This is a genomic window from Pseudomonas sp. MCal1 (genome assembly GCF_026341415.1).
Taxonomy (GTDB): Bacteria; Pseudomonadota; Gammaproteobacteria; order Pseudomonadales; family Pseudomonadaceae; genus Aquipseudomonas.
In genome coordinates this window covers 95,664-115,565 of sequence record NZ_JAKUMP010000011.1, presented here as the reverse complement: position 1 = coordinate 115,565, position 19,902 = coordinate 95,664, and the positions used below count along the sequence as shown (strand labels likewise).

General features: G+C 61.4%; 14 protein-coding genes and 1 pseudogene. 14 read left to right on the top strand and 1 reads right to left on the bottom strand.

The genetic code is table 11. The annotated features are described in order from the left end of the window. Positions 1-94 precede the first annotated feature (94 nt). The 4 genes and pseudogenes from MKZ87_RS19165 (at position 95) to MKZ87_RS19155 (ending at position 4,251) form a co-directional block, all read left to right on the top strand. Positions 95-490, top strand: coding sequence for a YbaN family protein (locus tag MKZ87_RS19165; protein ID WP_085697155.1), 396 nt, complete (start codon positions 95-97; stop codon positions 488-490). Between the two features lie 102 nt (positions 491-592). Next, positions 593-1,951 (top strand): annotated as a pseudogene (locus MKZ87_RS29090) (HAMP domain-containing protein); the annotation flags it as partial. A 102-nt stretch (positions 1,952-2,053) separates the two neighbouring features. Further along, complete coding sequence (locus MKZ87_RS29085) at positions 2,054-2,809, top strand: methyl-accepting chemotaxis protein (protein WP_371320921.1); 756 nt, start codon at positions 2,054-2,056, stop codon at positions 2,807-2,809. 92 nt (positions 2,810-2,901) lie between these two features. Beyond that, complete coding sequence (locus MKZ87_RS19155) at positions 2,902-4,251, top strand: CoA transferase (RefSeq protein WP_085701643.1); 1,350 nt, start codon at positions 2,902-2,904, stop codon at positions 4,249-4,251. Positions 4,252-4,326: 75 nt separating this feature from the next. Here MKZ87_RS19155 and arcD (MKZ87_RS19150) read toward each other — a convergent pair whose 3' ends face one another. Continuing rightward, a complete protein-coding gene (gene arcD / locus MKZ87_RS19150; protein ID WP_085701644.1) occupies positions 4,327-5,754 on the bottom strand; it encodes an arginine-ornithine antiporter in 1,428 nt (475 codons plus the stop codon). Between the two features lie 448 nt (positions 5,755-6,202). Here arcD (MKZ87_RS19150) and arcD (MKZ87_RS19145) point away from each other — a divergent pair, with 448 nt between their 5' ends. From arcD (MKZ87_RS19145) to gcvT, 10 genes are all read left to right on the top strand, one after another. Continuing rightward, complete coding sequence (gene arcD, locus MKZ87_RS19145; RefSeq protein WP_085697158.1) at positions 6,203-7,630, top strand: arginine-ornithine antiporter; 1,428 nt, start codon at positions 6,203-6,205, stop codon at positions 7,628-7,630. Between the two features lie 34 nt (positions 7,631-7,664). Beyond that, entirely contained in the window at positions 7,665-8,921 is a 1,257-nt protein-coding gene (arcA, locus tag MKZ87_RS19140) for an arginine deiminase (RefSeq protein WP_085697159.1), read from the top strand. Positions 8,922-8,990: 69 nt separating this feature from the next. Further along, positions 8,991-10,001, top strand: coding sequence for an ornithine carbamoyltransferase (locus MKZ87_RS19135; protein WP_085697160.1), 1,011 nt, complete (start codon positions 8,991-8,993; stop codon positions 9,999-10,001). A 149-nt stretch (positions 10,002-10,150) separates the two neighbouring features. Further along, entirely contained in the window at positions 10,151-11,080 is a 930-nt protein-coding gene (gene arcC, locus MKZ87_RS19130; RefSeq protein WP_266201700.1) for a carbamate kinase, read from the top strand. Positions 11,081-11,142: 62 nt separating this feature from the next. After that, positions 11,143-11,505, top strand: coding sequence for a DUF5064 family protein (locus MKZ87_RS19125; protein ID WP_085697162.1), 363 nt, complete (start codon positions 11,143-11,145; stop codon positions 11,503-11,505). A 207-nt stretch (positions 11,506-11,712) separates the two neighbouring features. Beyond that, positions 11,713-13,221, top strand: coding sequence for a sigma-54-dependent transcriptional regulator (locus tag MKZ87_RS19120; RefSeq protein ID WP_266201699.1), 1,509 nt, complete (start codon positions 11,713-11,715; stop codon positions 13,219-13,221). 450 nt (positions 13,222-13,671) lie between these two features. Then, the gene (gene gcvH / locus MKZ87_RS19115) at positions 13,672-14,055 is read left to right on the top strand and encodes a glycine cleavage system protein GcvH (RefSeq protein ID WP_007951190.1); all 384 of its coding nucleotides are present in this window, start codon (positions 13,672-13,674) and stop codon (positions 14,053-14,055) included. Between the two features lie 10 nt (positions 14,056-14,065). Next, on the top strand, positions 14,066-16,918 hold the full coding sequence (gene gcvP, locus MKZ87_RS19110) for an aminomethyl-transferring glycine dehydrogenase (protein WP_266201698.1): 2,853 nt from the start codon (positions 14,066-14,068) through the stop codon (positions 16,916-16,918). A 75-nt stretch (positions 16,919-16,993) separates the two neighbouring features. Next, positions 16,994-18,370 carry an L-serine ammonia-lyase gene (locus MKZ87_RS19105; RefSeq protein ID WP_266201697.1) on the top strand — a complete coding sequence of 459 codons (1,377 nt, stop codon included), beginning with the start codon at positions 16,994-16,996 and terminating at the stop codon, positions 18,368-18,370. Positions 18,371-18,486: 116 nt separating this feature from the next. Then, positions 18,487-19,611, top strand: a complete 1,125-nt coding sequence (gene gcvT / locus MKZ87_RS19100; RefSeq protein ID WP_085697166.1) for a glycine cleavage system aminomethyltransferase GcvT — start codon at positions 18,487-18,489, stop codon at positions 19,609-19,611. Positions 19,612-19,902 lie beyond the last annotated feature (291 nt).

Genomic DNA, 19,902 nt, shown 5'->3' with positions numbered 1-19,902 from the left:
TCGTCGGAGCGCCGCCCGGAGCAAGCTCGCTCCCACAGGGAACTGCACAAGTCTGTAAGATTGCCATTTCGCCTCACGCATTCCCCCCGAGCCCATGCCCCAACCCGCCTCCTCCCGACTCGCCCGCCTGCTGTTTGGCCTGCTCGCCTATGTCAGCCTCGGTATCGGCCTGATCGCCATCGTCGTGCCCGGCCTGCCGACCACCGAGTTCATCCTGCTCGCCGCCTGGGCCGCGACCCGCAGCTCGCCGCGCCTGAGTGCCTGGCTGGAAAACCATCGGCTGTTCGGGCCGATCCTGAGCAACTGGCGCAACGGCAAGATCATCGCCCGCAAGGCCAAGGTCAGCGCCACCGTCAGCATGCTGCTGTGCGCGACCCTGATGCTGGTGATGCTCGATCACGGCTGGCCGATTTATCTGGCGATTGCAGGGATGACGATGGGCAACCTGTGGATCTGGTCGCGACCGGAAACGCTGCCGAAGATTTCCTGATTTTTCCCTTGTTTTCAGGGCTTTTACCCACGCAAACGTTTAGTCATGACCGTTCGTCGGCATGTCGCTCATGCACTCTCGCCTCGCGCCGATGAGCATTGAATGGCGCTGAATGGATTTGGCGATCCGGGCTCCTCCCTGCCCCGCAGCCAACAGTTCATTCATTCGCGAGAACGTCCCATGTTCGACTCTCTGTCCATACGCCTGAAAATCGTCCTGCTGTCCGGCCTGTGCCTGCTCGGTGTGGTTGCGCTGATCGTCGGCATCAATATCTACCAGACCAACCAGAACGACGAACTGGTCAGCCAGTCGAGCAGCAAGATGCTCACCGCCAGCGTGCAGAACCTGCTGCAGGCCAAGGCGGCCGAACAGGCGGTGCAGGTACAGAAAACCTTCGGCGAAAGCCTGCTGGTGATTACCGCGCTGGCCGACCAGATCAAGGACATGCGCGTCATGGCCGCCAAGCGTTCGCTGGACGCCGGCGCCCTGCGTGAAGAGTTGAACCTGAGCCTGAAAACCGCGTTCGAGCGCAACAGCAAGGTGCTCGGCATCTGGCTGGCCTTCGAACCCAATGGCCTCGACGGCAAGGACAGCGAGTTCGTCAATGACGCCGCGCGCCAGTCCAACGAAGCCGGGCGCTTCGCCACCTACTGGAGCCGCGCCGCCGGTTCTGCGCTGAACACGATCATGGTCGAAGAGGACATGAACAAGACCACCCTCAGTGTCAGCGGCACGCCTTACAACAGCTGGTACACCTGCCCTCGCGACAACAAGCGCACCTGCCTGCTCGACCCTTACGCCGACACCGTGGGCGGCAAGGAAATGCTCATGACCACCATTGCCGTGCCGCTGCTGGTGGATGGCAAGGCTATCGGCGTGGTCGGCGTCGACATCGCCCTTGATGCACTGCAAGCGGCGGCCGTGGGTTCCCAGCGCGAACTGTTCAACGGTGCCGGGCACATGCTGATTGTCTCCGGCAGCGGCGTGTTGGGCGCCTACAGCACCGACGCGACCAAGGTCGGCAAAGGCATCGCCGAAACCCTCGGCACCGAAGGCAAGGACATCCTGCAACTGCTGAGCGCCGGCACGCCGAAGATTCTGGAACAGGGCGATCTGATCCGCGCCGTTTACCCGGTCGATCCGATCGGCAATTCCCGCGCCTGGGGCGTGGTCATCGACTTGCCGAAACAAGTGCTGCTGGCCGACTCGGTCAAACTGCAAGCGGTGCTCGACGACGCTCAGCAAACCGGCCTGATGACCGCGCTGACGGTGGCCGTGATCGCCGGTCTGATCGGCCTGGTACTGATCTGGCTCACCGCCTCGGGCGTGACCCGTCCGATCAACAGCGTCGCCGAAATGCTGAAAAACATCGCCAGCGGCGAAGGCGACCTGACCCAGCGCCTGAACTACACCAAGAAGGATGAACTGGGCGAACTGGTGAACTGGTTCAACCGCTTCCTCGACAAGCTGCAACCGACCATCGCCCAAATCAAACAGAGCATCACCGAAGCCCGTGGCACCGCCGATCAATCGTCGGAGATCGCCCGCCAGACCAGCGAAGGCATGCAGGTGCAGTTCCGCGAGATCGATCAGGTGGCGACCGCATCCAACGAAATGAGCGCCACCGCCCACGATGTCGCCAACAGCGCTTCGAATGCCGCCAACGCGGCGAAAGGCGCCGACCAGTCGGCCAAGGACGGGATGTCGATCATCGAGCGCAGCACCCGTGACATCAATCAACTGGCCGACGAAGTCAGCAAAGCGGTAACCGAGGTCGAAGAGCTGGCGGTCAACAGCGAGCAGATCGGTTCGGTGCTGGAAGTGATCCGCAGCATCGCCGAACAGACCAACCTGCTGGCGCTGAACGCCGCGATCGAAGCGGCCCGTGCCGGTGAAAGCGGTCGTGGTTTCGCGGTGGTGGCGGACGAAGTCCGTAACCTGGCCAAACGCACCCAGGATTCGGTGGAAGAAATCCGCGTGGTGATCGAACGCATCCAGACCGGCACCCGTGGAGTGGTCGCGACCATGCACTCGAGCCAGACCCAGGCCCACAACAACGCCGGGCAGATCCGCCAGGCCGTGGACGCCCTCGGCAAGATCAGCGATGCAGTCACTGTGATCAGCGACATGAACCTGCAAATCGCCAGCGCCGCCGAACAGCAGAGCGCCGTGGCCGAAGAGGTCAACCGCAACGTCTCGGCGATCCGTACCGTCACCGAAACCCTGACCGAACAGGCCACCGAATCGGCGGCGATCAGCAGCCAGCTCAACGCCCTGGCCAGCCAGCAGATGAAATTGATGGATCAGTTCCGCGTGTAATCGCTCGCCCTGACTCCCACAGGGGACAGAGTGTTTCATCGAGGTCGATAGTGTTTTGCACTATTCTGCCCTCTCGTTCAGGAGGGCCTTCGATGACCGATCTGCTCACGTCCATTCAAGCCGCACTCGGCTTGTCCCCCACGCCGATTGCATTTACCGCCGAGGGCGCCCTGCCCTCGGTGTTCGCCGTCACCGACCTTGCCTGCGCCAGCATTGCCGCTGCCGGGCAAGCGGTTGCCGAACTCCTTCAGCAGCAGACCGGCGACTTGCCCACTGTAGAAGTCGACCGACGTCTTGCGTCGTTCTGGTTCGCCACCTCGCTGCGACCGATCGGCTGGGCAGTGCCGCCCCTGTGGGATCCGGTGGCCGGCGACTACGCGACCAACGACGGCTGGATCCGCCTGCACACCAACGCCCCGCATCACCGCGCCGCCGCTGAAAGCGTGCTCGGCGCTTGCGCCGACCGGGCGGCGATGGCGGCGAAAGTCGCGCAATGGGCCAGTGCCGATCTGGAGCTAGCGGTGGTCGATGCCAAGGGTTGTGCTGCCGAAATGCGCAGTTGGGCGCAGTGGCAAAAACATTCGCAGGGGTTGGCGGTGAATGCCGAACCCTTGGTGCATTTCAGTGACGGGAAAGACGAAAGTCATCAACCCTGGCAAGGCTCGGTGGCGCAACCATTGGCCGGGCTCAAGGTGCTCGATCTGACTCGCGTACTCGCCGGGCCGACTGCCAGCCGTTTTCTTGCAGGGCTCGGCGCCAATGTGTTGCGCATCGACCCGCCGACCTGGAACGAACCCGGCGTGGTGCCGGAAATGACCCTCGGCAAACGTTGTGCGCGGCTGGATCTCCATCAACCGGCGGATCGTGCGGTGTTTGAAGGGTTACTCCAGGACGCTGACATCCTGTTGCACGGCTATCGCGCCGACGCTCTTGAACATCTTGGCTTCGGCGTCGAACGTCGCCGGCAACTGGCACCGGGTCTGATCGATGTCTGCCTCAATGCCTACGGCTGGAGCGGCCCGTGGCAGAACCGTCGGGGTTTCGACAGTCTGGTGCAGATGAGCAGCGGCATCGCCGAGGCCGGGCAGCGCTGGAAGCAGGCAGACAAACCGACACCGCTGCCGGTACAGGCGCTGGATCATGCGACGGGGTATCTGATGGCGGCGAGTGTGATTCGGTTGCTGGCTGAACGGTTACGCAGTGGTCGGGGTGGCTCGGGGCGGTTGTCGCTGGCGCGGACGGCGAAGCTGTTGATCGAGCATGGGCCGGGGACGGACGAAGTGCTGCGTCCGGAGGATGCAAAGGATCAGAGTTTGCAAACGGAACAGACGCCGTGGGGGCCGGCGCATCGGCTGCAAGTGCCGCTTCGTATTGCTGGAACGCCGTTGCAGTGGGCTTTGCCGGCAACCGAGTTGGGCTCACATCCAGCGCAATGGTTTTGAAGGAGTGCGGGTATCAATCCGCACGACGCAAGGCTGTCCACAACCCCTGCGCCGCATCCCGCCGCAGTCGCAATCTCACAGTGACAACACGCCGCTGTACAACCCGTAGGCCGCAAGCCCGGCCCCGGCGATGACGCAGGTGAAAATCCCTTTCTCGAGCGTGGTGAACAGTGGCTCGCCCTGCTCATGTTTGGCCTTGGCGAACAGGATCACCCCCGGCGCATACAGCAGCGCCGACAGCAGCAGGTATTTCACCCCGCCGGCATACAACAGCCACACCGCGTAACACAGCGCGATGCCGCCGATCAGCAGATCCTTGGTGCGTTCGGCGGAGGCATGTTCATAGGTTTCACCCCGTCCGCTGAGCAACACGGCGTAGGCCGCCGACCACAGATACGGCACCAGAATCATCGACGAGGCGAGGTAGATCAGGCTGGTGTAAGTGCCGGCGGAAAACAGCGTGATCAGCAGGAAAATCTGGATCATCACGTTGGTCAGCCACAACGCGTTGACCGGCACATGGTTGGCGTTTTCCTTTTTCAGGAACGCCGGCATCGTATTGTCCCTGGCGGTGGCGAACAGGATCTCCGCGCACAACAGCGCCCACGACAACAACGCACCGAGCAACGAAATGGCCAGGCCCACGCTGATCAGCAACGCGCCCCATGGTCCGACGATGTGTTCCAGCACGGCGGCCAGCGACGGGTTCTGCAAGATCGCCAGTTCCGGCTGACTCATGATCCCCAGCGACAACACATTGACCAGCACCAGCAGCGCCAGCACACCGAGGAAACCGATCACCGTGGCGCGGCCGACGTCCGTGCGTTTCTCCGCCCGCGCCGAGTAAACGCTCGCGCCTTCGATACCGATAAATACAAACACGGTGACCAGCATCATGTTGCGCACCTGATCCATCACGCCGCCGAAATTCGGATTGCTGCGGCCCCAGATATCGCGGGTAAAAACGTCGGCCTTGAACGCCACGGCGGCGATGATCACAAACATGATCAACGGAATGATCTTGGCCACGGTGGTCAACTGATTGATCAGCGCTGCTTCCTTGATCCCGCGCATCACCAGAAAGTGCACGGCCCACAGCAACACCGAGGCACAACCGATGGCGATTGGCGTGTTGCCCTGGCCGAACACCGGAAAGAAGTAGCCGAGGGTGCTGAACAGCAACACGAAATACCCGACGTTGCCCAGCCAGGCGCTGATCCAGTAACCCCACGCCGAAGAAAAGCCCATGTAATCGCCGAACCCGGCCTTGGCGTAGGCATAGACGCCGGAGTCCAGTTCCGGTTTGCGGTTGGCCAGGGTCTGGAACACGAAGGCCAGGGTGAGCATGCCGATCGCCGTGATCCCCCAGCCGATCAGGATGGCCCCGGCATCGGCCCGGGCCGCCATGTTCTGCGGCAGAGAGAAAATCCCCCCGCCAATCATCGACCCCACCACCAGGGCGATCAGTGCGCCAAGGCGCAGCTTTTGCGTCGGTTGCGACATTCCAGCGTCTCCAAGTTCCAGAGCGGCAACTGCCGCGAAACCGTTATGCAACCGGCTTTTAACTAAATGGATAAAGCGTAATGACGTTTATTGAATAACGCCAATCAACACCCGTTATATATAGCCATCGGCACTAACGCATAGCACGTTCAGTTAGTTTTGTGCGCGAATCCTGATAAATCAATTCTGTACTGAAAACAGCGATGAAAAATTTGCCAAAACCTGAAAAGGAACTAGCGTGATAATTCGAAAGTAATAGGATCCATTCTTAACCACTTCGGACAAAGGCCTCTAGGACGGGCCTTCCAGAAAATAGCCTTATGCCTCCAGACGTTTCATAAGTCATTCATTAACAATGGAATGTGACTATGCACTGATCTAAGTCAGCTGTTTGAAAAGCCAACAGAACTACGCTGTGAACTCTTCTCTCCTGCAATGGAGTCATGCAATGTCTGAAGCTCCCGGAAAACTACGACTAGGTGCACTGGTTGCATTGGTAGTCGGTTCAATGATCGGTGGCGGGATATTCTCTTTGCCACAAAACATGGCCGCCAGCGCCGACGTCGGCGCGGTATTGATTGGCTGGGCCATCACTGCCGTCGGCATGCTCACCCTCGCTTTTGTCTTCCAGACCCTCGCCAACCGAAAGCCTGACCTTGATGGCGGTGTCTACGCCTACGCCAAGGCCGGTTTCGGCGACTACATGGGTTTCTCTTCGGCCTGGGGCTACTGGATCAGTGCCTGGCTGGGTAACGTCGGTTATTTCGTTCTGCTGTTCAGTACCCTCGGTTATTTTTTTCCGATTTTCGGGGAAGGCAACACTGTTGCCGCCGTGATCGGCGCCTCTGTCCTGCTATGGGCCGTGCACTTTCTGGTGCTGCGCGGGATCAAGGAAGCGGCGTTCATCAACCTCGTGACCACTGTCGCCAAGGTCGTGCCGCTGCTGCTGTTCGTCTTGATCGCGCTTTTCGCCTTCAAACTGGACATCTTCACCGCCGACATCTGGGGTGCGAAGAACCCGGACCTGGGCAGCGTGATGAACCAGGTGCGCAACATGATGCTGGTCACCGTGTGGGTGTTCATCGGCATCGAAGGCGCGAGCATCTTCTCGGCCCGGGCGGAAAAACGTTCGGATGTCGGCAAGGCGACCGTGCTCGGCTTCATCACCGTGTTGCTGTTCCTGGTGCTGGTGAACGTGCTGTCGCTGGGCATCATGACTCAGCCGGAACTGGCCAAACTGCAGAACCCGTCGATGGCCGCCGTGCTGGAACATGTGGTCGGTCACTGGGGCGCGGTGCTGATCAGCGTCGGTCTGGTCATCTCGCTGCTGGGAGCGTTGCTGTCGTGGGTGCTGTTGTGTGCGGAGATCATGTTCGCCGCCGCCAAGGACCACACCATGCCGGAGTTCCTGCGCAAGGAGAACGCCAACCAAGTGCCGGTCAACGCCCTGTGGCTGACCAACGCGATGGTGCAGCTGTTCCTGATCATCACCCTGTTCTCGGCCAGCACTTACCTGTCGCTGATCTACCTCGCCACTTCGATGATTCTGGTGCCGTACCTGTGGTCGGCGGCCTACGCCCTGCTACTGGCGGTGCGCGGCGAAAGCTACGAAGGCTTCGCGGCCGAACGGCGCAAGGATCTGATCATCGGCGCCATCGCCCTGATCTACGCGATCTGGCTGCTCTACGCCGGCGGCGTGAAGTACCTGCTGCTGTCGGCCCTGCTCTATGCCCCGGGCGCGATCCTGTTCGCCAAGGCCAAGCTCGAACTCAATCAACCGGTTTTCACCAACGTCGAGAAGCTGATTTTCGCCGCAGTGGTCGTGGGTGCCCTCGTGGCCGCCTACGGACTGTACGACGGCTTCCTGACTCTGTAATTGCCCAACGTTTTCTCTCTGGAGGATCACTGAAATGACCACGGAAAAAGTTAAGTACGGCGTCCATTCCGAAGCCGGCAAACTGCGCAAAGTCATGGTTTGCTCCCCAGGTCTGGCCCATCAGCGGCTGACCCCGAGCAACTGCGACGAACTGCTGTTCGACGACGTCATCTGGGTCAATCAGGCCAAGCGCGACCACTTCGACTTCGTCACCAAAATGCGCGAGCGCGGGATCGAAGTGCTGGAAATGCACAACCTGCTGACCGACATCGTCGGCAACCCCGAAGCGCTGAAATGGATTCTGGATCGCAAGATCACCCCCGACACCGTCGGCGTCGGCCTGACCAACGAAGTGCGCAGCTGGCTCGAAGGCCTGGAGCCACGCAAGCTCGCCGAGTTCCTGATTGGTGGCGTGGCCGGCGAGGATCTGCCGGACAGCGAAGGCGCCAGCGTGATCAAGATGTATCGCGACTACCTGGGCCATTCCAGCTTCCTGCTCGACCCGCTGCCCAACACCCAGTTCACCCGCGACACCACTTGCTGGATCTACGGCGGCGTGACGCTCAACCCGATGTACTGGCCGGCCCGTCGCCAGGAAACCCTGTTGACCACCGCCATCTACAAGTTTCACCCCGACTTCACCGGTGCCGACTTCGAAGTCTGGTACGGCGATCCGGACAAGGACCACGGCAAAGCCACTCTCGAGGGCGGCGACGTGATGCCGATCGGCAACGGCGTGGTGTTGATCGGCATGGGCGAGCGCTCCTCGCGCCAGGCCATCGGTCAACTGGCCCAATCGCTGTTCGCCAAAGGCGCGGCCGACAAAGTCGTGGTCGCCGGCCTGCCGAAATCCCGCGCGGCAATGCACCTGGATACCGTGTTCAGCTTCTGCGACCGCGACCTGGTGACGGTCTTCCCGGAAGTGGTCAAGGAAATCGTGCCGTTCATCATCCGTCCTGACGAAAGCAAACCTTACGGTCTGGACGTACGACGGGAGAACAAAACGTTCCTCGAAGTCGTGGCCAACTCGCTGAACCTGCCGAATCTGCGCGTCGTGGAAACCGGCGGCAACAGCTTCGCCGCCGAGCGCGAGCAATGGGATGACGGCAACAACGTGGTGGCTCTGGAGCCCGGGGTCGTTATCGGCTACGACCGCAACACCTACACCAACACCCTGCTGCGCAAGGCCGGGGTCGAGGTCATCACCATCAGCGCCGGCGAACTGGGCCGTGGCCGTGGCGGCGGCCACTGCATGACCTGCCCGATCGTGCGCGACCCAATCGACTACTAAACGACCATCTCCCCGGCCGCACTGCCCCTGTCGCGGCCGGGCCGATTACCGAATCCAAGGAGAATCATCATGGCGTTCAACATTCACAACCGTAACCTGCTCAGCCTGGAACACCACACCCCACGTGAGCTGCGCTACCTGCTCGACCTGTCCCGCGACCTCAAGCGCGCCAAGTACACCGGCACCGAGCAGCAACACCTCAAGGGCAACAACATTGCCCTGATCTTCGAAAAAACCTCGACCCGCACCCGCTGCGCGTTCGAAGTCGCCGCCTATGACCAGGGCGCCAACGTCACCTACATCGATCCGAACTCTTCGCAGATCGGCCACAAGGAAAGCATGAAGGACACAGCCCGCGTGCTGGGTCGCATGTACGACGCCATCGAGTACCGTGGCTTCAAGCAGGAAATCGTCGAAGAACTGGCCAAGTTCGCTGGCGTGCCGGTGTTCAACGGCCTGACCGATGAATATCACCCGACCCAGATGATCGCCGACGTGCTGACCATGCGTGAGCACGCCGACAAGCCGATCCACGAAATCAGCTATGCCTACCTGGGCGACGCGCGCAACAACATGGGCAACTCGCTGCTGCTGGTCGGCTCCAAACTGGGTATGGACGTGCGCATCTGCGCGCCGAAAGCCCTGTGGCCGCACGATGACCTGGTCGATCGCTGCAAGCAATACGCAGAGGAAAGCGGCGCTCGCATCACCCTGACCGAAGACCCGAAAGCGGCGGTCAAGGGCGTGGATTTCATCCACACCGACGTCTGGGTATCGATGGGCGAGCCGGTTGAAGCCTGGGCCGAGCGGATCAAGCAACTGCTGCCGTATCAGGTCAACGCCGAGCTGATGAAAGCCACCGGCAACCCGCGCACCAAGTTCATGCACTGCCTGCCGGCGTTCCACAACAGCGATACCAAGGTCGGCAAACAGATCGCCGAGCAGTATCCGCACCTGGCCAACGGCATCGAAGTGACCGACGACGTGTTCGAGTCGCCTGCCTGCATCGCCTTCGAGCAAGCGGAAAACCGCATGCACACCATCAAGGCGATTCTGGTGTCGACTCTGGCTGATCTGTAACCCGGCTTTGGCACTGATCGTTCCCACGCTCCGCGTGGTAACGCCGCCCCCGGACGCTCCGCGTCCGCTGTGACGCAGAGCGTCACGGGATGCATTCCCACGCGGGAGCGTGGGAACGATCAGCGATCAACACGAAAAGGACATGCACCATGCGTATCGTCGTAGCTCTGGGCGGTAACGCCCTGCTCCGCCGTGGTGAGCCGATGACCGCTGACAACCAGCGCGCCAACATCCGCATCGCCACCGAGCAAATCGCCAAGATTCACTCCGGCAATCAACTGGTCATCGCCCACGGCAATGGCCCGCAAGTCGGCCTGCTGTCGCTGCAGGGCCTCTCCTATAAACCCGATGAAGCCTACCCTCTGGACGTGCTCGGTGCCGAAACCGAAGGCATGATCGGTTACATCATCGAACAGGAACTGGGCAATCTGCTGGACTTCGAAGTGCCGTTCGCCACCCTGCTCACCCAGGTCGAAGTCGATCCCAAAGATCCGGCCTTCAAAGACCCGACCAAATTCATCGGCCCGGTCTACGCCAAAGAAGAAGCCGAGCGCCTGGCCAAAGAGAAAGGTTGGGTGGTCAAGGCCGACGGTGACAAATACCGTCGCGTGGTGGCCAGCCCGAAACCCAAGCGCATCTTCGAGATCCGCCCGATCAAATGGCTGCTGGACAGGGGCAGCATCGTGATCTGCGCCGGCGGTGGCGGCATTCCGACCATGTATGGCGCTCATGGCAAGCTGCAAGGCATCGAAGCGGTGATCGACAAGGACCTGTGCTCGGCGCTGCTGGCCGAACAATTGGAGGCGGACTTGCTGGTGATCGCCACCGACGTCAACGCGGCGTACGTCGACTTCAAGAAACCGACCGAGAAAGCCATCGCCCAGGCCCATCCGGACGAACTCGACCGCCTGGGTTTCGCCGCCGGTTCCATGGGGCCGAAGGTGCAGACAGCTTGCGAATTTGCGCGCCATACTGGCAAGGTCGCGGTGATCGGTTCGCTCTCGGACATCGAAGCCATCGTCCAGGGCACCGCCGGTACGCGGGTCAGCACGGCAGCGCCGGGCATCACCTATCGATAAAAAGAAACTCCGGGGGCAGACCTCAGGTCTGCCCTTCTCCCATGCCTTGAAAGGAGAAAACCATGGCCCAGTTCGAACCCGGTCATTTGCATATTGAGCGGCATGCGTTGACTGACGATGACGTCAATTACAACGTGCACCTCGACTATGAAGTGTTCACCGACCCTCAGAAAGGCAAAGGGATACAGTTCACCCTTCACGGCAGCATGCAGGGCAAAGAGGTCAACGAACCGTTCTTTCTGCCCAAGGAGGAAGCCTACAACTTCGCTCGCAACGTGACGCAGATCGCCGAAAAATACGGCATCCCCAAAAGCCACAGCCAGCTCGGCTCGGTGCACAAGCATTACGACCTGATGTTTGAAGACATCCGCAAGCAGTTGAACATGCAATCCGGGGATCCGGTCAATCTCGAGCATTTCGAGTAACTCGAACTCACCCCATACCCCCTGTGGGCGAGCTTGCTTGCGAAAGCGCTCTGTCAGTCCATATCTTCATTGCTGATACACCGCATTCGCGAGCAAGCTCGCTCCCACAAGGGTATGTAGCCAGCGGAAGAACGCGCCCGGTTTCACCATTTCCCCGCCCCAAGGCATACTTGCCACCCTCCGCACTCCAGAACCCAGAACCACCCCATGCGTATCCACGTCAGCTTCATCGACCGCGTCGGCATCACCCAGGAAGTCCTGGCGATCCTCGGCGGACGCAATCTCAATCTGGATGCGGTGGAGATGATCCCGCCCAACGTCTACATCGACGCCCCGACCTTGAGCCCGCAAGTGCTCGAAGAACTGAAAGATGCGCTGTTTCGCGTGCGTGGCGTAGAAGCAGTGACCGTGGTCGACATTCTCCCCGGCCAGCGCCGGCACTTGCAGCTCGACGCCTTGCTCGCGGCAATGACCGACCCGGTACTGGCACTGGACAGCGCCGGCAAGGTGCTGCTGGCCAACCCGGCGCTGATCGCCTTGTACGGCCGCGAGCCGGCAGGCGAAAGCGTTTCGGAACTGTTCAATGATCCGCTCCTGCTGGAAACGTTGCTGGAGCAGGGCTTCCGCCTGCCGCTGCGGGAGATCACCGTCAACGGCCAGACCCTGTTGCTGGACGCCACACCGATCACCGACGCCGGCGCCCTGCTTACCCTGTATCAGCCGAACCGCATCGGCGAACAACTCTCGGCGCTGCACCACGACCATGCCGAAGGTTTCGATGCGCTGCTTGGCGAATCGCCGCCGATCCGTACCCTCAAGGCCCGCGCGCAACGCGTCGCGGCCCTCGATGCACCGCTGCTGATCCAGGGCGAAACCGGTACCGGCAAGGAACTGGTGGCCCGCGCCTGTCACGCCATCAGCGCCCGGCACAACGCACCGTTTCTGGCGCTGAACTGCGCGGCCCTGCCGGAGAACCTCGCCGAGAGCGAACTGTTCGGCTACGCCCCCGGTGCCTTCACTGGTGCACAACGCGGCGGTAAACCGGGGCTGATGGAACTGGCCAACCAGGGCACGGTATTCCTCGATGAGATCGGCGAGATGTCGCCGTACTTGCAGGCCAAGCTGCTGCGCTTCCTCAATGACGGCAGCTTCCGCCGGGTCGGCGGTGATCGCGAAGTAAAGGTCAACGTGCGGATTCTCAGCGCGACCCATCGCGACCTGGAAAAAATGGTCAGCGAAGGCCTGTTCCGCGAAGACCTTTTCTACCGCCTCAACGTGCTCAACGTCGAAGTGCCGCCGCTGCGCGAACGCGGCCAGGACATTCTCCTGCTGGCGCGCTATTTCATGCAGCAGGCCTGCGCGCAGATCCAGCGCCCGGTCTGCCGCCTCGCCCCGGGCACTTACCCGGCGCTGCTCGGCAATCGCTGGCCGGGCAACGTGCGGCAATTGCAGAACGTGATCTTCCGCGCCGCCGCGATCTGCGAAAGCAGCCTGGTGGACATCGGCGACCTCGACATCGCCGGCACCTCCGTGGCGCGTCAGACCGACACCGACGTCGACAGCCTGGAAGAAGCCGTGGAAGCTTTCGAGAAATCCTTGCTGGAAAAGCTCTACGTCAGCTACCCCTCGACCCGCCAACTGGCCAGCCGCCTGCAGACCTCGCACACCGCGATCGCCCACCGATTGCGCAAATACGGCATTCCCAACAAACCCTGATCTGACCGCAAATCCCCTGTGGGAGCGAGCTTGCTCGCGATGGCGGTGCGACATCCAAAAAGCTGTCGACTGACACGCCCTCATCGCGAGCAAGCTCGCTCCCACGGGGTTTTCCATCCAGCCGGCTCTCCATCCAGTTGAGGGTCCCAGCCCAAAAGCGACCTCCATCTGTACTGAAAGCGCTACAGCGGAACGATATCGCTACACCCTTCTCCGATCACCGCCGTGCAAGGCTTTGATCCGCTTCAGCTTTTTTCTTCGCCCCGAGCTGTAGCGATTTCGCTACAAGCCCCACCCTCAAAGCCTCTCGGCAAAATATCAACTCATTGATTTATAACGATATTTTTACGTTGGCCGCGTTCTTGCTAAGTAACCGCTCATAAAATCAGGGCATTGCCGCCCGAGTATTCCACCGCGTCCACCAGACGAGTCTGGCCCCTAGGAGATTCCATGAGCGAGTTGCGTTTTACTGAAGATCACGAATGGCTGCGCGCCGAAGCCGATGGCTCTGTCACTGTTGGCATCACCGCTTTCGCGCAGAACGCCTTGGGCGACGTGGTGTTCGTGCAACTGCCTGAATTGCAGGCGTACGAGAAAGGCGCCGAAGCCGCCACCGTGGAATCGGTAAAAGCCGCCAGCGGCGTTTACATGCCACTGGACGGCGAAGTCCTGGCCACCAACCCGGCCCTGGAAGACAGCCCTGAACTGGTCAACGAAGATCCGCTGGGCGAAGGCTGGTTCTTCCGTTTCAAGCCGGCCGACGCATCGGCCGTCGCCAAGCTGCTGGATCAAGACGCCTACGACCGCCTGATCAAAGCCCAAGCCGAAGCCTGAGGAACCTGACATGACCCAAGTTAATCTCGGCACCGCCAACGAATTCATCACCCGTCACATCGGCCCGCGCGCCGGTGACGAGCAAGCCATGCTCAACAGCCTCGGCTTCGACTCGCTCGAAGCCCTGAGCGCCAGCGTCATCCCGGAAAGCATCAAGGGCACCAGCGTGCTCGGCCTCGACGACGGCCTGAGCGAAGCCGACGCCCTGGCAATGATCAAAGGCATCGCCGGCAAGAACCAGTTGTTCAAGACCTACATCGGTCAGGGCTACTACAACTGCCACACGCCGTCGCCGATCCTGCGCAACCTGCTGGAAAACCCGGCCTGGTACACCGCTTACACCCCGTATCAGCCAGAAATTTCCCAGGGCCGTCTCGAAGCGCTGCTGAACTTCCAGACCCTGATCAGCGACCTGACCGGTCTGCCGATCGCCAACGCTTCCCTGCTCGACGAAGCCACCGCCGCTGCCGAAGCCATGACCTTCTGCAAACGCCTGAGCAAGAACAAGGGCAGCCACCAGTTCTTCGCCTCGGTCCACAGCCACCCGCAAACCCTCGACGTGCTGCGCACCCGTGCCGAGCCACTGGGCATCGACGTGGTCGTGGGCGATGAGCGTGAACTGACCGACGTGACGCCTTTCTTCGGCGCGCTGCTGCAATACCCGGCCAGCAACGGTGATGTGTTCGACTACCGCGAACTGACCGAACGCTTCCATGCCGCCAACGCACTGGTGGCCGTGGCTGCCGACCTGCTGGCCCTGACCCTGCTGACTCCACCGGGCGAATTCGGCGCGGACGTGGCCATCGGCAGCGCCCAACGCTTCGGCGTACCGCTGGGCTTCGGCGGCCCGCACGCTGCTTACTTCTCCACCAAGGATGCGTTCAAGCGCGACATGCCGGGCCGTCTGGTCGGTGTCTCGGTTGACCGCTTCGGCAAGCCGGCCCTGCGTCTGGCGATGCAGACCCGCGAGCAACATATCCGCCGCGAGAAGGCCACGTCGAACATCTGCACCGCACAAGTGCTGCTGGCCAACATCGCCAGCATGTACGCCGTGTACCACGGCCCGAAAGGCCTGACCCAGATCGCCAACCGCGTGCATCACCTGACCGCGATCCTGGCCAAGGGCCTGAGCGCCCTGGGCGTGACCGTCGAGCAAGTCAGCTTCTTCGACACACTGACCCTGGCCACCGGCGCGCAAACTGCTGCGTTGCACGACAAGGCTCGCGCTCAACAGATCAACCTGCGCGTGATCGATGCCCAGCGTCTTGGCCTGTCGGTCGACGAAACCACCACCCAGGCTGATATCGAAACCCTGTGGGGCCTGTTCGCCGACGGCAAGACCCTGCCGGACTTCGCTGCTCTGGCCGCTGCCGCGCAAAGCACCATTCCTGCCGCGCTGGTTCGCCAGTCACCGATCCTCAGCCACCCTGTGTTCAACCGTTATCACTCGGAAACCGAGCTGATGCGCTACCTGCGCAAGCTGGCGGACAAGGACCTGGCCCTCGATCGCACCATGATCCCGCTGGGCTCCTGCACCATGAAACTCAACGCCGCCAGCGAAATGATTCCGGTGACCTGGGCCGAGTTCGGCGCCCTGCACCCGTTCGCCCCGGCCGAGCAAAGCGCCGGTTACCAGCAACTGACCGACGAACTGGAAGCGATGCTCTGCGCCGCCACCGGTTACGACTCGATCTCCCTGCAACCGAACGCCGGTTCCCAGGGTGAGTACGCAGGTCTGCTGGCAATCCGCGCCTACCACCAGAGCCGTGGCGAAGACCGTCGCGACATCTGCCTGATCCCGTCGTCCGCTCACGGCACCAACCCGGCGACCGCGAACATGGCCGGCATGCGCGTGGTCGTGACCGCCTGCGACGCCCGTGGCAACGTGGACATCGAAGACCTGCGCGCCAAGGCCATCGAGCACCGCGAACACCTCGCCGCGCTGATGATCACTTACCCGTCGACTCACGGCGTATTCGAAGAAGGCATCCGCGAAATCTGCGGCATCATTCATGACAACGGCGGCCAGGTGTACATCGACGGCGCCAACATGAACGCGATGGTCGGCCTCTGCGCACCGGGCAAGTTCGGCGGCGACGTCTCGCACCTGAACCTGCACAAAACCTTCTGCATCCCGCACGGCGGTGGCGGTCCGGGCGTCGGCCCGATCGGCGTGAAATCGCACCTGACTCCGTTCCTGCCGGGCCACGGCCACATGGAACGCAAGGAAGGCGCGGTCTGCGCAGCACCGTTCGGCAGCGCGAGCATTCTGCCGATCACCTGGATGTACATTCGCATGATGGGTGGCGCAGGTCTCAAGCGCGCTTCGCAACTGGCGATCCTCAATGCCAACTACATTTCCCGTCGCCTGGAAGAGCACTACCCGGTGCTGTACACCGGCAGCAACGGTCTGGTGGCGCACGAGTGCATCCTGGATCTGCGTCCATTGAAAGACAGCAGCGGCATCAGCGTCGATGACGTCGCCAAGCGCCTGATCGACTTCGGCTTCCACGCCCCGACCATGTCGTTCCCGGTGGCCGGCACGCTGATGATCGAGCCGACCGAAAGCGAATCCAAGGAAGAACTGGACCGCTTCTGCGACGCCATGATCCGCATCCGCGAAGAAATACGCGCAGTGGAAAACGGCACCCTGGACAAGGACGACAACCCGCTGAAGAACGCTCCGCACACGGCTGCCGAGCTGGTCGGCGAGTGGACTCATCCGTACAGCCGCGAACAAGCAGTGTACCCGGTGGCGTCGTTGATCGAAGGCAAGTACTGGCCGCCGGTCGGTCGCGTCGACAACGTGTTCGGCGACCGCAACCTGGTCTGCGCCTGCCCGTCGATCGAAAGCTACGCTTGACCTGTGAGGGGGCGGGTTCGCCCGCCCCTTTCATGCGTGCCTGATGTGCCTATAACAAGAAACCGGAGAACAACCATGTCGTTAAGCGTGTTCGACCTGTTCAAGATTGGCATCGGCCCCTCCAGCTCCCACACCGTCGGCCCGATGCGCGCAGCTGCGCGTTTCGTCGAAGGCCTGCGTCGGGAAAACCTGTTGTCGGCCACTACCAGCGTCAGGGTCGAGTTGTATGGATCCCTCGGCGCCACCGGCAAGGGTCACGGCAGCGACAAGGCCGTGCTGCTGGGCCTGGAAGGTGAACACCCGGACACCGTGGATACTGAAACCGTCGCCGCACGTCTCACGCAGATTCGTGGCAGCGGGCGTTTGAATCTGCTCGGCGAACACAGCATTGCGTTCAACGAGAAAGAACACCTGGCAATGATCCGCAAACCGTTGGCCTATCACCCCAACGGCATGATTTTCCGTGCCTTCGATGCGGCGGGATTGCAGATCCGCAGCCGCGAGTACTACTCGGTCGGCGGTGGTTTTGTGGTCGACGAAGATGCGGCCGGTGCCGACCGCATCGTCGAGGACGCCACCCCGCTGACCTTCCCGTTCAAAAGTGCCAAGGACTTGCTCGGTCACTGCACCACCTACGGCCTGTCGATCAGCCAGGTGATGCTGACCAACGAAAGCGCCTGGCGCCCGGAAGCGGAAACCCGCGCCGGTCTGCTGAAGATCTGGCAAGTGATGCAGGACTGCGTGGCTGCCGGCTGTCGCAACGAAGGCATCTTGCCAGGCGGCCTGAAGGTCAAGCGAAGGGCGGCGGCGCTGCACCGGCAACTGTGCAAGAACCCGGAATCGTCGCTGCGCGACCCGCTGTCGGTGCTGGACTGGGTCAACCTCTACGCCCTCGCCGTCAACGAAGAAAACGCCAATGGCGGGCGCGTGGTTACGGCACCGACCAACGGCGCGGCGGGGATTATTCCCGCCGTATTGCATTACTACATGCGCTTCATTCCCGGCGCGAACGATGACGGCGTGGTGCGCTTCCTGCTGACTGCGGCGGCCATCGGCATTCTGTACAAGGAAAACGCCTCGATTTCCGGCGCCGAAGTCGGCTGTCAGGGCGAGGTCGGTGTGGCCTGTTCGATGGCGGCCGGCGCGTTGTGCGAAGTGCTCGGTGGCAGCGTGCAGCAAGTGGAAAACGCTGCCGAAATCGGCATGGAACACAACCTCGGCCTGACCTGCGACCCGATTGGCGGACTGGTGCAAGTGCCGTGTATCGAGCGCAACGCCATGGGCTCGGTCAAGGCGATCAATGCCGTGCGCATGGCCATGCGCGGAGACGGGCAGCACTTCGTCTCCCTCGACAAGGTCATCCGCACCATGCGCCAGACCGGCGCCGACATGAAAAGCAAATACAAAGAGACCGCCCGTGGCGGTCTGGCGGTCAACATTATCGAGTGCTGACAGACGCCCTCTCCCGATGGGAAAGGGATGAATAAATTTCCTCTCCCGACGGGAGAGGGTCGTAATGAGCTCCCTCTCCCTCCGGGATAGGGTTGGTGTGAATCAAGGAGTCACGCATGTCCACCGAACAACTGTCGAAAACCCCGCTGCACGCTCTGCACATCGAACTCGGCGCCCGCATGGTGCCGTTTGCCGGCTACGACATGCCGGTGCAATACCCGCTGGGCGTGATGAAAGAACACCAGCACACCCGTGAGCAGGCCGGGCTGTTCGATGTCTCGCACATGGGCCAGATCCGCCTGACCGGCGCCAATGCCGCCAAAGCTCTGGAAACCCTGGTACCGGTGGACATCATCGACCTGCCAGTGGGCATGCAGCGCTACGCGATGTTCACCAACGAAACCGGCGGCATCCTCGACGACCTGATGGTTGCCAATCTGGGCAATGACGAACTGTTCCTGGTGGTCAACGCCGCGTGCAAGGATCAGGACCTGGCCCATCTGCAAAAACACATCGGCGATCAATGCACCATTACCGAGCTCTTCGAAGCACGCGCCCTGCTCGCCCTGCAAGGCCCGGCCGCCGTGACCGTACTGGCACGCCTGGCGCCGCAAGTGGCGAAAATGACTTTCATGCAATTCGCCCGCGTGACTCTGCTGGGTGTGGATTGCTTTGTCAGCCGTTCGGGCTACACCGGTGAAGACGGTTTCGAAATCTCGGTTCCGGCAGCCGACGCGGAAAAACTCGCCCGCGCCCTGCTGGCCGAACCGGAAGTCGCCGCCATCGGCCTCGGCGCCCGTGACTCGCTGCGCCTGGAAGCCGGTCTGTGCCTGTACGGCCACGACATGAACACCGAGACCACCCCGATCGAAGCCAGCCTGCTGTGGGCAATCTCCAAGCCTCGGCGTGCCGACGGTGCGCGCGCCGGTGGTTTCCCCGGCGCGGAGCAAGTCTTCGCTCAACAGCACAATGGTGTTCAGCGCAAACGTGTCGGCCTGCTGCCGCAAGAGCGTACGCCGGTCCGTGAAGGTGCAGAGATCGTCAACGAAGCGGGCGAGATCGTCGGCAGCGTGTGCAGCGGCGGCTTCGGCCCGACCTTGGGCGGCCCGTTGGCCATGGGTTACCTGGACAGCGCCTACGTTGCACTCGATACGCCAGTTTGGGCAATTGTTCGTGGGAAAAAGGTGCCATTGCTTGTAAGCAAAATGCCATTTGTTCCACAACGCTACTATCGCGGTTGATTGACTGTTTCTATAAGTAACGCGATTGCGTTATGCGTGCACTAATGTGTAACGCAATCGCCATAAAACAGTGCACTCAGTTTACTTTCGTTTCGAATATGAACTTGGTTTATAACGTTCGAAAACAATTGAACGAGCTAATCGTATAAGCCGGTCTAGTGGACCTACCAAAGTGCCGGCAAGCGCAGGAAACTCGGGGTCTTCACGGGGCTTGTTTTTCCTCCCGTAGTTGGCGTAGAGTTTGTCCACTGTGTTTGCATGGGTCAGCTTGGAATCGTGACCTGGGCAGTA

Coding starts and splice junctions, on each gene's coding strand:
- MKZ87_RS19165 (WP_085697155.1), top strand. CDS start 95: ATGCCCCAACCCGCCTCCTCCCGACTCGCCCGCCTGCTGTTTGGCCTG.
- MKZ87_RS29085 (WP_371320921.1), top strand. CDS start 2,054: ATGCAGGTGCAGTTCCGCGAGATCGATCAGGTGGCGACCGCATCCAAC.
- MKZ87_RS19155 (WP_085701643.1), top strand. CDS start 2,902: ATGACCGATCTGCTCACGTCCATTCAAGCCGCACTCGGCTTGTCCCCC.
- arcD (WP_085701644.1), bottom strand. CDS start 5,754: ATGTCGCAACCGACGCAAAAGCTGCGCCTTGGCGCACTGATCGCCCTG.
- arcD (WP_085697158.1), top strand. CDS start 6,203: ATGTCTGAAGCTCCCGGAAAACTACGACTAGGTGCACTGGTTGCATTG.
- arcA (WP_085697159.1), top strand. CDS start 7,665: ATGACCACGGAAAAAGTTAAGTACGGCGTCCATTCCGAAGCCGGCAAA.
- MKZ87_RS19135 (WP_085697160.1), top strand. CDS start 8,991: ATGGCGTTCAACATTCACAACCGTAACCTGCTCAGCCTGGAACACCAC.
- arcC (WP_266201700.1), top strand. CDS start 10,151: ATGCGTATCGTCGTAGCTCTGGGCGGTAACGCCCTGCTCCGCCGTGGT.
- MKZ87_RS19125 (WP_085697162.1), top strand. CDS start 11,143: ATGGCCCAGTTCGAACCCGGTCATTTGCATATTGAGCGGCATGCGTTG.
- MKZ87_RS19120 (WP_266201699.1), top strand. CDS start 11,713: ATGCGTATCCACGTCAGCTTCATCGACCGCGTCGGCATCACCCAGGAA.
- gcvH (WP_007951190.1), top strand. CDS start 13,672: ATGAGCGAGTTGCGTTTTACTGAAGATCACGAATGGCTGCGCGCCGAA.
- gcvP (WP_266201698.1), top strand. CDS start 14,066: ATGACCCAAGTTAATCTCGGCACCGCCAACGAATTCATCACCCGTCAC.
- MKZ87_RS19105 (WP_266201697.1), top strand. CDS start 16,994: ATGTCGTTAAGCGTGTTCGACCTGTTCAAGATTGGCATCGGCCCCTCC.
- gcvT (WP_085697166.1), top strand. CDS start 18,487: ATGTCCACCGAACAACTGTCGAAAACCCCGCTGCACGCTCTGCACATC.